A 14,317-nucleotide genomic window follows, 5' to 3' on the forward strand; every position below is an offset into this window, starting at 1 on the left:
ATGTTGCGAGAGGACAAGGAATGGATCTCGGGACAGTGCTGAGCTGGACCGCCGAGCGGTACCCCGCCAGACGTGCGGTCGGCGGCGAGCGCTCGATGACCTACGCGCAGTGGGACGCCCGCACCAATCAGCTGGCTCGGGCCTTGGCCGAGCTCGGTGTCGGGCACGGCGACAGGGTCGTGTTCCTGCTCGCCGGTGGCGAACCGATGGCCTCGCTGCACCTGGCCGCGCAGAAGCTCGGGGCGGTCTCGGTTCCGCTGTCGTTCCGCTTCGGTGCGGACGAGCTCGCCTACTGCTTATCCGATGCGGCACCGGCGTTGCTGGTCACCGATCAGTCGACGGTCGAGACGGCGAGCGAGGCGCTGCGGCTCATCGAGCCGGTGCCGCACGCGTACGTCGGTGAAGGCGCCCCTCCTGGTGTCACAGCGCTGCTGAACCTCGCCGCGGACCAGACCGAGGGCGCGATCGACGTGCGGGTCCGCGACTCCGACACGAGCGTCATGCTCTACACCTCCGGCACCACCGGGAAGCCGAAGGGCGTTCCGCGCACGCACCGGGCGGAGTTCCACGCCGCCGTCGCGCACCTGCACCAGAGCCGGTCGGCTCCCTTCGAGACGACCCTCGGCGTGATGCCCATGTTCCACACGATGGGCCTGCGCACGCTGCTGTCCACCGTGGTCAGCGCGGGAACGTGGGTGCCGCAGGTCCGGTTCGACGCCGAGGAATCCCTGGAGCTGATCACCCGCGAACGCGTCTCCGCGCTGTACCTGGTGCCCACGATCTACTGGAGCCTGCTGGGCACGGGACGGCTGGGGGAGACCGGCGTCCGCAAGCTCGCCTACGCCGGCGCCGCGATGACCCCCGCGCTGGCGGAGTCGCTCGTCGACGCGCTCGAACCCGAGGTGTTCGTCAACCACTTCGGCAGCACCGAGATCTACACCTTCACCATCGGGCCGGACGTCGCGGCCAAACCGGGATGCGCCGGGCGTCCCGGCGTGTTCACGCGGGTTCGCCTGGTCGATCTGCACCCGCAGGCCACACCGGACGCGCTGGTCGGTGCCGGCGAGCAGGGCCAGATCGCGATCTCCCTGGAGTCGCCGGAAGCCTTCGCCGGGTACTGGAACCGGCCCGACGCCGACGCCAAGTCCATCCGCGGCGGCTGGTACTTCCCGGGCGATCTCGCCGTCGCGGACGAGGACGGCGACCTGTGGGTGTCCGGACGCGTCGACGACATGATCAATTCGGGCGGGGAGAACATCTACCCCGACGAGATCGAGGACGCGCTGATCCGCTGCCCGGAGGTCGCCGACGTGGTGGTCGTCGGGATGCCGGACGACCGCTGGGGGCAGGCCGTCACCGCGTTCTTCGTCCCCGCAGCGGGACTGACCCCGCAGGACGCCGCCGCCGCGCTGAGCGCCTACATCCGTTCCGGCTCCGGGCTGCCGCCGCTCAAGCGGCCCAAGAGGGTCGTCGCGGTCGCCGAGGTCCCCAAGTCGGCGGTGGGCAAGATCCTCCGCCGCGACCTCGCCGGTGGGCGGTTCCAACCGCTGGCGGAGCTGTCCGCCGCTTCGATCGGATCGCGAAAGTGAGCACGTCGATGACGCCTGCGCGCACCACAGCACGCATCGAGGACCCGGCCCTGCTGACCGGGCGCGGCCGGTTCCTCGACGACCTCGACCCGCTGCCCGGCACGTTGACCGCGGCGATCGTGCGCAGCCCGCACCCGCACGCCCGCATCCGCAGCGTCGACCTCACCCGAGCCCGGTCGCACCCGGGCGTGGCGGCGGTGATCGGACCCGACGAGGTCCTCGAAGCGCTGAACCCGTTCCCGCTGTCGCTGAAAACGCCCATGCGGTACTACCCGACGGCGACCGATCGGGCGCGCTTCGTCGGTGAACCCGTGGCGGTCGTGGTCGCGGCCGACCGCTACGCCGCCGAGGACGCCGCCGAGCTGGTCGCCGTGGACTACGAGCCGCTGCCGCCGGTGGTCGACGTCGAGGCCGCGATGCGCCCCGAGGCGCCGCGGCTCCACGACGAGGCCGATGGCAACGTCGCCACCGACCGCACGTTCCACTTCGGTCCTGTGGACGAGCTCTTCGCCGCGGCCGATCACGTCGTCCGCGGCGAGTACCGGTTCCCGCGCTATTCATCGACACCCATGGAGTGCTACTCGGTGATCGCCGAGTGGCAGGACGAAGTGGACGGTCCGGCGATCACCGCTTGGGCGAACTTCCACGGCCCGTTCTCCATGGTTCCGGTGATCGCGGGAGCGCTGGGCGTGCCGACCTCACGGGTGCGGCTGATGATCCCGGCCGACAACGGCGGTAGCTTCGGCATCAAGGCCGGGATCTACCCCTACGTGGTGCTGATGGCGCTGGCCAGCAAGCACGCCGGACGGCCCGTGCGCTGGACCGAGGACCGCAGCGAGCACCTGCTCGCCAGCTCAGCGGGGTCGGACCGGGCGATGCGCTTCGAAGCCGCAGTCACCGCGGAGGGCGAGGTCCGGGCGTTGCGGGCGGATCTCGTCGACAACGTCGGCGCCTACTTGCGCCCGCCGGAACCGAGCACGCTCTACCGGTGCTTCGGCAACCTCACCGGGGCCTACGACGTCGAAGCCGTGCAGATCCGCTCCCGCGCGGTGGTGACCAACAAGACGCCGACGGGGCTCAACCGCGGTTTCGGCGGCCAGCAGCTCTACTTCGGGCTGGAGCGGCTGATGGACAAGATCGCCGCGACCTGCGGGATCGACGCCGCCGAGATCCGCCGGCGCAACCTGGTGCAGGCCGATGCGTTCCCGTACCGGACGGCGACCGGCGGCATCTACGACTCGGGTGACTACCCGCGGGCCTTGGACATGGCGTTGAAGAACGCCGACTACTCGGCTCTTCGGCAGCGCCAGCGGGAGGCGCGGGAGCGCGGTGAGCACTTCGGCATCGGGCTGGCCACCATCGTCGATCCGTCGGCGACCAACATCGGGTACGTGGGACTGGCCACCCCGGCCGACGAGCGCCCACCGGGGCGCGGCAAGTCGGGTTCCACCGAGCACGTGCGGGTCAGCGTCGACGTCAACGGTGTCGTCTCGGTACTGCTGGGCACCGTCCCGCAAGGCCAGGGGCACGCCACGGTCGCGCAGCAGGTCGTGGCCGACAGGCTCGGACTGCCCCTGGAGAAGGTCCGGCCGGTGGTGGAGATGGACACGGCCACCACTCCCTGGACGATCAGCTCCGGCAGCTACTCGTCGAGGTTCGCGCCGCTGCTGACCAGCGCGCTGGTCGAGGCGTGCGACCGGCTCGCCCGCACGATGCGGACAGCGGCCGGCTCCATGCTGGGGCTGGACCCCGAAGAGCTCGAATTCGCCGAAGGCCGGATCCGGCACCGCGAAGACCACGCGAAGTCGGTGGATTTCCGGCACGCCGCCGGTGTGGTGCACTGGGACCCCGGCTCGCTGCCGGACGGCACCTCAGCCCGGCTGTACGAGGAAGCCGCCTTCACACCACCGCAGGCCAAAGCGGCCAGCCGGGACGACCAGATCAACTCCAGCCTGTGCTACGGCTTCGTCGCCGAGCTCGTGGTCTGCCGGATCGACCCGCAGACCTGCGAACTCACCCTGGAACTGGTGTCCACAGTGCACGACGCGGGCACCATCCTGAACCCGGTGCTGCTGGAGGGACAGGTCCACGGCGCGCTGGCGCACGCCATCGGCGGCGCGATGTACGAGGAGATGCGCTACGCCGACAACGGCCAGCCCACCTCCGCGACGTTCATGGACTACTTGTGCCCGACCACCGCGGAAGTCGGTTACGAGCTGCGCAGCGACCACCTGGAAACGCCCTCGCCGCTGACCCGGCTCGGCGCCAAGGGCTGCGGCGAAGGCAGCTGCATGAGCCTGCCGGTGGCCATCGCCAACGCGGTCGCCGACGCGCTCGCGCCGTCCGGCGCCGACATCACCACGTTGCCGATCCACGGCGACGTGATCCACCGCCTGCTCACCGCGGCGACAACGGATACCGCGGTGCTCGAAGGAACAGAAGGGGAGAACTGACGACATGGCCCTCACCGGAGGCGAGATCAAGCTGACCCGCGGCCACGACGGCCGGGTCGCGTACCTGACGCTGGACCACGGCAAGTACAACATCATCACCTGGGAGACCCGGCAGGTCATGGCCGACCGGTTCGCCGAGATCGACGCCGACGACGACATCCAGGTCGTGGTCATCCGAGGCGAAGGCGAGCACTTCTCCTCGGGCGGCGACATCGCCGGTTTCATGGAGGTCGACCCGATCGACTTCACCGACCTCGGCCACAACGTGACCGCACCTTCTCGCAGCTCCAAGGTCGTCATCACCGCCGTTGACGGCTACTGCTTCGGCGTCGGGTTCGAACTCGCGCTGTCCTCGGACATCCGCGTGGCGACCGAGCGCAGCCAGTTCGCGCTGCCCGAGATGAACCTCGGAATGATCCCGGGATCCGGCGGAACGCAACGCCTCGCTCGGCTGATCGGGCTCTCGCGCGCCAAGTACCACGTGCTGACCGCGTCCCGGATCAACGCCGCCGACGCCAAGGACTGGGGACTGGTCGCCGACCTGGCGGCCGACCGAGCGGAGCTCGACGAGAAGGTCGAGCAGCTGGTGACCAAGCTGATCGGGTTCTCCCCGCTGGCCGCGCGCACCGCCAAGGAGGTTCTCGACCGCGGCGTCGACGCCCCGCTGTACAGCGGCATCGAGCTGGAGCGCAAGGCCTACGCGATGCTGCGCTCCAGCAAGGACTTCGCCGAAGGCGTGGCCGCGTTCACCGAGAAGCGCGCCCCGAAGTTCCAGGGGCGGTGAGGACCTAGATGAAGGCCGCACCTTTCGCGTACGCGCGCCCCGCGGCGTTGTCCGACGCCGTCGCCGAACTCGTCGACGCCGACGGAGGCGGCAAGGTCATCGCCGGCGGGCAATCCCTGGTGCCGGTGCTGGCCATGCGGCTGGCGCGGCCGACCACCCTGGTGGACATCAACGCGGTCACCGGGCTCGACGCGCTGCGGACGGTGGGCGACCGGCTGGAGGTCGGCGCCACCGTTCGGCAGCGTCGCGTGGAGCACGCGCCCGAGTCCGCTCAGGTGCCGTTGTTGCGGCTCGCGCTGCCCTGGGTCGGGCACCGCGAACTGCGCAGCCGCGGCACGGTGTGCGGGAGCCTGGCGCACGCCGATCCGGCTGCCGAGCTCCCGGCGGTCGCCTGCTGCCTGGACGCGGAGCTGACGCTGACGGGTCCCGAAGGCGAACGCCCCGTTCGAGCCCGCGAGTTCTTCGACGGGGCGATGACGACCGCACTGCGACCGGAGGACGTCCTGTCGGCGATCTCCTTCCCCGTGGCCGGGCCGCGCGAGGGCTTCGGATTCGCGGAGATCGCGCGCAGGCACGGCGACTTCGCGCTGGCCGGAGTGGCAGCGCACGTCCGCGTCGATGACGACGGTGGCGTGTCCGCCGCGACGATGACGGCCTTCGGCGTCTCCGACCGGCCCGTCACCCGCGACTTGACCAGCCTGGTCCGCACGACCGGTGGAGACCAAGCCGAACTGGCCGGTGCGCTCGACGAGGTGGTGCGCGAGGTCGTCGACACCGACGGCGACGTGCACGCGTCGAACGGCTACCGGCGGCGCCTCCTGCGCGCGCTGGCGGCCCGGGAATTGGCCAAGGCGCACCGCCGTGCGGTGCGCGGCACAGCTGAGGTGGAATCATGACGAGCACAGAAGAGCCCGTGCAGGAGGGGCTTCGACCGGTCCGGGCAGAAGCCGGTGAGACCGTCGAGGTGAGGTTCACGGTCAACGGCACACCCGCCGTGCTGAACCTTCCAGCCCGCGTCACGCTGGCGGACGCGCTGCGCGACCACCTGGGACTGACCGGGACTCACGTCGGATGCGAGCACGGGGTCTGCGGGATGTGCACCGTGCTCGTCGATGGCGAAGCCGCCCGCGCGTGTCTGCTGTTCGCCTGCCAGCTCGACGGCGCCGAGGTCGTCACGGTCGAGGGGCTCGGGCGTCCGGACGACCTGCACCCGCTGCAGGAGTCCTTCGGCCGGAACCACGCTTTGCAATGCGGTTTCTGCACCCCGGGTTTCCTGCTTAGCTCCTACGACCTGCTCAGCACCAAGCCCGAGGTCGCCGACGAGGAGCTCCCCGCGGAGCTGTCCGGCGTGATCTGCCGCTGCACCGGGTACCGGAACATCATGACCGCTGTCTCCGAAACCCGTGCCGCGCACCCGGAGGGGATCCCCGAGCCGGGCAACTGCGCTCGGCGGGCGCTGGTCGGTCGCTCCGGCGGTCGGTCGGCGACGGTCGTCGAGGAGCGCGCGGAACCTTCGGGCGAACCTGGCAGGAACGTGGAGATCGTGCTCCCCGAGGGAGACCCGACGATCGCGGTGCAGGTGGACACCGCCTTGGACGTGCCGTTCGACGAGGTGTGGCGCGTGCTCGACGACGTGCGCGTGCTGGCGGGATGCCTCCCCGGTGCGGAACTCACCGAGGAACTCGGCGAGCAGCTCTACGCCGGACGGGCGCGGGTCGCGGTCGGCCCCATCAAGCTCTCGTTCCACGGGATCGCCCGGGTGCTCGAACAGGACCGGGAAACCGGGACGATCCGCGTGCTCGCGCAGGGGCAGGACACTGGCGGAGCGCAAACCCAGGCCGACATCACGCTGCGGGCGCAGGCGACCGCAGCGGGGACGGAACTGCGCGCCGATGCGGCCGTGTACCTGACCGGCCGCATCGCCCAGTTCGGCCGAGCGCTGGCCGGTGACATCAGCCGGCGCATGTTCGAGCAGTTCGCCGACTCGGTCCACCAGGCCGCCACCACCGGAGAAGCACCGCAGCAGTCCCACGCCGCGCCGAGCGCGTTCCGCATGATGTTCGGCACCCTGCTGGACCGGATCAAGCGAATCGGCCGTTCCCGAGGTGGGAAGTGATGAAGACACCGCTCCAGCCGGTCAACCCGGCGACGCTCGAACCTCTGGAAATCGCCGAACAAGCCACGGACGCCGAGATCGACGAAGCGGTGTCGGAAGCGACGCGCGCCATGCGCACCGGGTGGTCGCGAGACCACCGGCTCCGGGTGCAGTCCCTGAACGCCTGGGCGGACCTGCTCAGCGACCACAGCTCGGAACTCGCCGACGACCTGGTGCGAGAAACCGGGAAACCCATCGGTGAAGCGCGCAAGGAGATCGCGGGCGCGATCGACTCCCTGCGGTTCAACGCCGGTCTCGCCAGGCTTCCGCTGGGCCGTGCCGCCGGCCTGCCCGACGGGAGCGAGGCGCACCTGGTGCGCGAACCGGTCGGCCCGACGGTGTTCATCACCCCGTGGAACTGGCCCGTCCTGCTGTTGCTGCGCGATCTGGCTCCGGCGTTCGCCGCCGGAGTGACGGCGCTGGTCAAACCCGCCCCGCAGACCACGCACATCACCCGACGCGTGATCGCGCTCGGTCACCGGGCCGGAGTACCACCGGAGGTGCTCCACGTGCTCCCCGGCGACGCCGAGGTGGGCGCTGCACTCGTGGCCCACCCCGACACCAGAGCCGTGGCGATCACCGGCTCGACCGAGGCCGGGCAAGCGGTCATGAGCGCCGCTGCCACCACCATGACCAGGCCCCTGCTGGAACTGGGCGGCAAGGCCTCGATGCTCGTGCTGGCAGACGCCGACCTGGAAGCCGCGGTGGAGGCGGCCGCCCGCGCCGCCGTGATCACGAGCGGCCAGATGTGCATGGCGTGCACCAGGATCCTCGTGCACGCGGACCACGCGAAGGACGCCGAGGAACTGCTGCGCGAACGACTGGCCGCCTCGACACCGGGCGATCCGAGGGACGAGAGCACCGATCTCGGCCCGCTGATATCCGAAGCCGCGGTGAACAAGGTCCTCAACGCCGTCGACCGCGCGCGCGAGGACGGTGGTGTCCTCGTCGGCGGAGAGCAGGTGCACCCCGATGGACTGGCAGGTCACTTCCTCACGCCAGCCCTCGTGTCCGAACTGGATCCGCGATCGCCCGTGGTGCAGGAGGACATCTTCGGTCCGCTGCTGTCGCTGGAGGTCTTCGACTCCGACGAGAACGCGATCGAGCTGGCCAACGCCACGCCCTTCGGGCTCGCCGCGGCGGTGTGGACGCGCGATCTCACGCGCGGTTTCGCCGTGGCGCGCGAGCTGCAGTCCGGAACCGTGTGGCTGAACGGCTACAACCACTCCTACGCCGAGATGCCCTCCGGCGGTGTGCGAATGTCCGGGATGGGTCGCACCCGCGGGGTCGAGGGCGTCGAGCAGTTCACCGAGCTCAAGCACGTGCACTTCCCGGTCGGGCTATAACCCGAGCCAATAGGAGCTATGCGCAACAGGTTCTGGCTGGTCCTCGCGCACCGGCCTAACTTCGCTCGTAGTTTCTCTGGCCGCAACGGAGCGGCGTTGGAGGGTTCCCTTGCAATCAGGTTGGTTAGTGGTTCTCATCGTCGCGGGCTACATCGCGTTGCTCGCCCTGATCAGCTTCCTGACCGGGCGGTCGACACGTACCGCGTCAGGATTCACCAGCGGCGGCAAGAGCTTTCCCGCCGTCCTCATCGGATTCCTGCTCGCGTCCGAGTTCATCGGCACGAGCGCGAGCATCGGAACGGCGCAGGAGGCTTACGAATCCGGCATCTCGGCCGCGTGGAACATCGTCTCGCTGGGAATCGGGTTCGTGCTCTTCGCCTCCCTGCTCGCCCGCAAGTTCAGCGAGCTGGGGGAGAACACGATCTCCGGTGCGCTCGACCGCTACTACGGGAGGAGGGTCCGCACCGCCACGTCGATGATCATGGTCTGCTCCTTGCTGATCGTCGCCGTCTCGGTCTACGCCAGCGGTGGTGCGATCCTGAGCGGACTCCTCGGCGTCGACCACGACCTAACAGTTCTCCTTGTCGGCGTGCTGGCCACGCTTTACGTGGTGGTGGGCGGCATGCGATCGGTCGTCTACACCAACGTCGTGCACGCGATCGTGAAGATGGCCGGGGTGGTCATCCTCGCGATCATCGGAGCCCAGCGCGCAGGAGGCGTTGACGGCCTGCGAGCAGCGCTGCCGCCGACGATGTTTTCCTGGCACGGAGTGGGTTTCGGGCAGATCTTCGCGTGGCTGATCGCGGGTGTCGGTGCCATCTTCGCGACCCAGTACGTCGTGCAGGCGATCACCACCGCCGGCAGCGCTCACCGCGCGCAGCGAGCCGGGTTCTACTCGGCGCTGATCCTGGTTCCCTACGGTCTGCTCGCCGCGTTCATCGGCATGTGCAGCGCGGTCGTCTACCCGCACCTCAAGAGCATCCAGGCCATGCCCGCGTTCGCCATGGACATCGACCCGGTCTTGGCCGGGATCGTCGTCGCCGGGCTCGCCGGCGCGATGTTCGGAACCATCGCGGCCCTGGTCATCGGCGCTTCCACGCTGCTGCTCAAGGACTTCTACCAGCCGCACTTCAACGCCGCCGGGGACGACCGCCGCGACGTGCTGTTCCTCCGGGCGGCGACGGTGGTGACCGGATTGGTCCCGATCGCACTGGCGCTGTTCGCCACCGATGTGCTCACCGTGACCTTCCTGGCGAAATCGCTGCGCGCGGCACTGGCAGTGCTGGTGCTGCTGATGTTCTACGCGCCCCGGTACGGCACGAGGAGCGGTGCGTTCTGGGCCATCGTGCTCGCGCTGCCGACCACCATCGGCTGGTTCCTGCTCGGTGACCCCTTCGGCATCGACAACGCCTACATCGCGGTCGCCACGCCCTTGCTGGTGATGACCTGCACCCACCTCACATCGGGCCGGTCGAAGACCGTCCCGGCGGTCACCGGGGAGAAGAGATGACGAACAACGCCCTGCCCGTCGGCGCTGATCTGCGCGGCTGGCTGGACCACCTGCAAGCGACCGGACGCCTGTCCGCAGCCAGGCCGGGAGTGGACCTGCGGTTCGAACTGGCCGGAATCGCCAGCCGGCTCGACGGCGATCGCGCGGTGGTCTTCGGGAAGCCCGGCGGGAAGGACATCACCGTCGTGTCCGGGCTGCTGTCGCGCCGCGAGTGGATGGCAGAAGCGCTCGGGGTCGCCGAGACCGAACTCATCGACCGCTTCCAACAGGCGTGCCAAGACCCCGTTCCGTGGACCGAGGTCGAGCACGCCCCGTGCCAGGAGGAGGTGATCCGAGAGGTCGACCTCGGCTCGCTGCCCGTTCCCACGCACAACGAGCACGACCACGGCCCGTACATCACCGCGGGTCTGCTCATCGCGCGCAACCCGACGACCGGGTCCCAGAACGTGTCCATCCACCGCCTGCAGGTCAGCGGGCCGGACCGGCTCGGGGCGCTCCTGCTGCCCAGGCACACGGCCGCGTTCTTCGGACAAGCCGAAGCCTCGGGCACCGACCTGGAGGTGGCGATCGCCATCGGCGTCGACCCGCTCACCTTGATGTCCTCGCAAGCGGCGGTACCGATCGACCACGACGAACTGGAGATCGCCGGTGCGTTGCGCGGCAGCCCGCTGCCGGTGACCAAGGCGGTCACCAACGAGGTCCGCGTTCCCGCCGACGCGGAGATCGTGCTGGAAGGCAGGCTGCTCGCCGATGTCCGGGAACCGGAGGGGCCGTTCGGCGAATTCCCCCAGTACTACGGTCCCCGCGCCGACCGCCACGTGGTGCGCATCGACGCGATGACGCACCGCCGCGACCCGATCTACCACACCGTCGTCGGCGGTGGACTGGAACACCTGCTGCTGGGGTGCATTCCGCGCGAAGGCTCCTTCCTGGCGCACCTGAGGCAGAACTTCCAGTCCGTGCGGGCCGTGCACCTGCCGCGCGGTGGCGTGTGCCGCTACCACCTCTACGTGCAGGTCCGCGATCCCGAACCCGGCGAGGTGAAGAACCTCATCCTCGCAGCGCTGGGCGCGCACTACGACATCAAGCACGTGACGGTGGTCGACTCCGATGTGAACGTCTTCGACCCGGACGAGGTCGAGTGGGCCGTGGCCACCCGCTTCCAGGCCGATCGCGATCTGGTGCTCGTCGGTGGCGCGCAAGGATCACGACTGGATCCGTCCACAACGGACGGTGTCGGAGCGAAGATGGGTATCGACGCGACGGTTCCGCCCGTCGACGACGAAGACCGGTTCACCAGGATCCGCGTTCCGGGGGCGGAGGAGATCGACCTGGAACGCGCAGTGACCCCCGCGCCGGCGAACTGGCGCTCCGCACGTTGAACCGCACGGACTCTTCCGCAACACCACACCAACAGACCTCGATGAGGAGGTGGACATGTCCACTGCGAACACCGGACTGTCCAGAAGAGCCACGCTGTACGCGAGCTTCGCCTCGGTAGCGGGGTGGGCGTTCGACCTGTTCGATCTGTTCATCCTGCTCTACGTCGCCAGCACCGTCGGCGACCTGATCTTCCCGGTGGCGAGCCCGACCTTGAGCCTCGCCGCCGTCTACGCCTCGTTCGCGGTGAGCGTGCTGCTCCGCCCGGCCGGAGCCGCGATCTTCGGAGCAGTCGCGGATCGCAACGGGCGCAAGCAGACGATGGTCATCGTGCTGGCCGGCGTGGGGTTGTCCACCGCCGCGATGGGTGTAGTGCCGACCTACGAGGCAGCCGGTATCGCCGCACCGCTGCTGTTCCTGGCGCTGCGCCTGGTGCAGGGCGTGTTCGTCGGCGGTGTCGTCGCGGCGACGCACACGCTGGGCACCGAGAGCGTCGGGCAGCGCTGGCGAGGCCTGATGTCCGGGCTGATCGGTGGCGGCGGCGCGGGTATCGGTGCTGCTCTGGCCAGCGGCGTCTTCATCCTGGTCAGCGCGATCTTCCCGGGCGAGCAGTTCAACGTCTGGGGGTGGCGCGTCATGTTCTTCGCCGGGCTCATGGCAGCGCTGATCAGCTTCTTGGTGCTTCGCGGGGTCGAGGAATCGCCGCTGTGGAAGGCGCAGCAGCAGACTCCCGGTCCGAAGACGCGCTTCACCGACCTGGCCCGTGGCGGCAGGGGAGGGCTGCTCGTGCTGAACCTGGTGCTGGTCTCCGGCGCCGGCTCGCAGTACTACCTGACCTCCGGATTCCTCCCGACCCTGCTGGGCAAGGTCAGCGGTGTCGCCCAGAGCGCGCAGGGCACGATCCTGCTGGTCTCGAGCCTGGGAGTGATCGTCGCCGCGGTGGCCGCGGGAGAGCTCAGCGAGCACTTCGGACGCCGACGCACGATGCTGGTGATCGGCTCGTTCAACCTCGTCGCCCTGCCCCTGCTGGTGTGGCTGATCACGAGCACCGACCCGGCGAGCACCGGCCTGATCATGTTCTACGCATCAGCCCTGGCCTTCTTCGCCAACGCCGCCTACGCCCCGGTCCTGGTGTTCCTCAACGAGCGCTACCCGACGGCGCTGCGTGGGCGCGGAACCGCGATCTGCTGGAACCTCGGCTTCATGGTCGGTGGTCTGATGCCGAGCTTCGTCAACCTCGCCAGCCCGGAACTGGCCGACGTGCCCGGTCGGCTCATGGTGTTCCTCTTCGTGATGGTTCTGGTCTTCGTTGTCGCGGGAGTGCTGAGCCCGGAGACCCGCGGAGCCATGAACGCCGAGGAGACCGAGGAACGAGCGGTTCAACCCGCAGCCGAATGAGAGTTCCACGGTCGTCGCGCGGAAGACGGGCGGTCCCAGCGCCGCTGGGACTGCCCGTGCTTCGCGACGCGCGCTCAGGCGGAGGTCTCGGCCAGTGCCGGGATCCCGTGAGGTGTGGTGGCGTCGAGCCACTGGGCGAGCCGGGCGGGCGGGAACAGTTCGTCGAGGACCATGAAGCCGCTCCGGTGAGTCCTGCGCGGTCGTGGAGAGCCGACTGCTCGATGCGGAGCTCCCGGGTGACTAGGGGGAGGGAGCGTTGATAGACGTTCTGCCGGATGGTGGCCAGCAGCAGTTTCCCCGCCTTGGCGACGCCGCTGGGATGCTCTACGCCGGGCGGCTGGAATCCGGCCGCTACCAGGGGCGATGGCGACGAGCTGTCGGTGATCGCCGCCGTCATGCTCGGCGGTACCAGCTTTTTCGGCGGCAACGGCAGCGTCGCGAGCTCTCTTCGGCTCCTTGCTCGTCGGGGTCATCAACAACTGCCTCGTCCTCGCAGACCTCGACGTCAGCCAACAGGGGGTCGTCCGCGGCGCGGTCTACCGAGCGCCGCAACGGGTGCGGAGCCCGCATGCTGGGCAGCGCTTGCGGGATCGAGTAGTGGCGGAGGAACTCCCATCTGCTGGTGTTGGTCCGGTAGATCGCGCCGAGCTGCCTGCGCACCGCCGGTTCCAGGGCCTCATCAGCTGCGTCGAGCACGGTGGCGCTGATCAGCGCCTGCCCGGAGGGTGCGTAGCCGGGTGCGACAGCGGAGAGCACGGCGGTGTTGACCACCGGTCCGCGGCGAAGGGCGTCGATGCTGATCGTCGGCTGCGCCAGGGGCGGATCCGGGGTCGTGTAGTAGAACGTGCTCAGCCCGTTCCACTTCGGGACCGACAGGCCCGGGAGCAGTCGCTTCGCGGTCGTGGCATCGGCGGCGACGATCACCGCGCGGGCGCGGTGGAGGGCGTCGGCGATGGTGACCTGCCCTGGAGCCACGGCTTCAGCGGGTGTGTTCAGCCGAACTGTGCCTGGCGTCAACCGGTCCGCGAGGTGGTCGGGCAGGGACTGCATTCCCGCGGCGGGAAGCGCTGGTGCGGCGCGTGCGAAACTCCGCCACACCAGGTGGAAAACTCGTGCCGAGGTGTCCAGGTCCTCATCACCGAAGATTCCGGCGACGAACGGTCGCAGCACCTCGTTGACCGTTTCGGTGCGCAGGCCCCACCGGTCGAGTTCCTCCGTGACCGAATGGTCCGCCGCGCGGGTGAGCATTCGGGACGGGGCGAGGGCATCCCGGGCCGTGACCGCTGAAAGCCTCGCGATATCGGTGAATCGCGGCTGCCCTGGCCGCAGCGCACCGGTCAGGGCGCGAGCGGTGTCGAGCGGATTTCCGAGCGAACGCACCTCGCGGTCCCCAACGACCCGCAGCACGCGCCAGAACGGGTGCAGCTTCAGCGCGGTCAGGTCGACCATCTCCCGCAGGGCGGGATACGCGGGCAGCAACACCTGAAATCCGCGGTCGAGCAGGAACCCGTCGACCTGATCGGTGCGAACACGGCCGCCTACCTGATCGGAGGCCTCCACGACGCGCACAGGCACGTTGGCGCGCTGCAACTCGGTCGCCGCGGCGAGCCCGGCCAATCCGGCGCCCACCACGATCACGTCGGTCGCTGGTGTGCTCATCGCCTCCTCCTCTCTTCACGCGGAGTCGAGCGCTGCGGGGGAG

The 14,317-nt window shown here is 69.5% G+C and carries 10 protein-coding genes; 9 read left to right on the forward strand and 1 reads right to left on the reverse strand.

Annotation, left to right across the window (positions count from 1 at the left end; genetic code table 11):
• The first annotated feature begins 20 nt into the window (after positions 1 to 20).
• The 9 genes from BM424_RS23965 (at position 21) to BM424_RS24005 (ending at position 12,615) form a co-directional block, all read left to right on the forward strand.
• On the forward strand, positions 21 to 1,589 hold the full coding sequence (locus tag BM424_RS23965) for a class I adenylate-forming enzyme family protein (RefSeq protein WP_093422257.1): 1,569 nt from the start codon (positions 21 to 23) through the stop codon (positions 1,587 to 1,589).
• Positions 1,586 to 4,042, forward strand: coding sequence for a xanthine dehydrogenase family protein molybdopterin-binding subunit (locus BM424_RS23970; RefSeq protein WP_245776091.1), 2,457 nt, complete (start codon positions 1,586 to 1,588; stop codon positions 4,040 to 4,042). The genes BM424_RS23965 and BM424_RS23970 overlap by 4 nt, the downstream gene beginning before the upstream one ends.
• A gap of 4 nt (positions 4,043 to 4,046) precedes the next feature.
• On the forward strand, positions 4,047 to 4,826 hold the full coding sequence (locus BM424_RS23975; RefSeq protein ID WP_093422260.1) for an enoyl-CoA hydratase/isomerase family protein: 780 nt from the start codon (positions 4,047 to 4,049) through the stop codon (positions 4,824 to 4,826).
• A gap of 8 nt (positions 4,827 to 4,834) precedes the next feature.
• Positions 4,835 to 5,722: an FAD binding domain-containing protein gene (locus BM424_RS23980; RefSeq protein ID WP_093422262.1), complete on the forward strand. Its 888-nt coding sequence runs from the start codon at positions 4,835 to 4,837 to the stop codon at positions 5,720 to 5,722.
• Positions 5,719 to 6,942 carry a xanthine dehydrogenase family Fe-S subunit gene (locus BM424_RS23985; RefSeq protein ID WP_093422265.1) on the forward strand — a complete coding sequence of 408 codons (1,224 nt, stop codon included), beginning with the start codon at positions 5,719 to 5,721 and terminating at the stop codon, positions 6,940 to 6,942. The genes BM424_RS23980 and BM424_RS23985 overlap by 4 nt, the downstream gene beginning before the upstream one ends.
• Entirely contained in the window at positions 6,942 to 8,327 is a 1,386-nt protein-coding gene (locus BM424_RS23990) for an aldehyde dehydrogenase family protein (RefSeq protein ID WP_093422267.1), read from the forward strand. The genes BM424_RS23985 and BM424_RS23990 overlap by 1 nt, the downstream gene beginning before the upstream one ends.
• Positions 8,328 to 8,454: 127 nt before the next feature.
• Entirely contained in the window at positions 8,455 to 9,837 is a 1,383-nt protein-coding gene (locus BM424_RS23995) for a sodium:solute symporter family protein (protein WP_217649816.1), read from the forward strand.
• Entirely contained in the window at positions 9,834 to 11,219 is a 1,386-nt protein-coding gene (locus BM424_RS24000; protein ID WP_093422272.1) for a UbiD family decarboxylase, read from the forward strand. Before BM424_RS23995 ends, BM424_RS24000 begins: the two co-directional genes overlap by 4 nt.
• Before the next feature lie 55 nt (positions 11,220 to 11,274).
• On the forward strand, positions 11,275 to 12,615 hold the full coding sequence (locus tag BM424_RS24005) for an MFS transporter (RefSeq protein ID WP_093422275.1): 1,341 nt from the start codon (positions 11,275 to 11,277) through the stop codon (positions 12,613 to 12,615).
• 393 nt (positions 12,616 to 13,008) lie between these two features.
• On the opposite strand, the gene BM424_RS24010 is transcribed toward BM424_RS24005, so the two are convergent.
• A complete protein-coding gene (locus BM424_RS24010; RefSeq protein WP_093422278.1) occupies positions 13,009 to 14,274 on the reverse strand; it encodes an NAD(P)/FAD-dependent oxidoreductase in 1,266 nt (421 codons plus the stop codon).
• Positions 14,275 to 14,317 lie beyond the last annotated feature (43 nt).

The sequence above is a fragment of the Saccharopolyspora flava genome, from assembly GCF_900116135.1.
Classification (GTDB): Bacteria; Actinomycetota; Actinomycetes; order Mycobacteriales; family Pseudonocardiaceae; genus Saccharopolyspora; species Saccharopolyspora flava.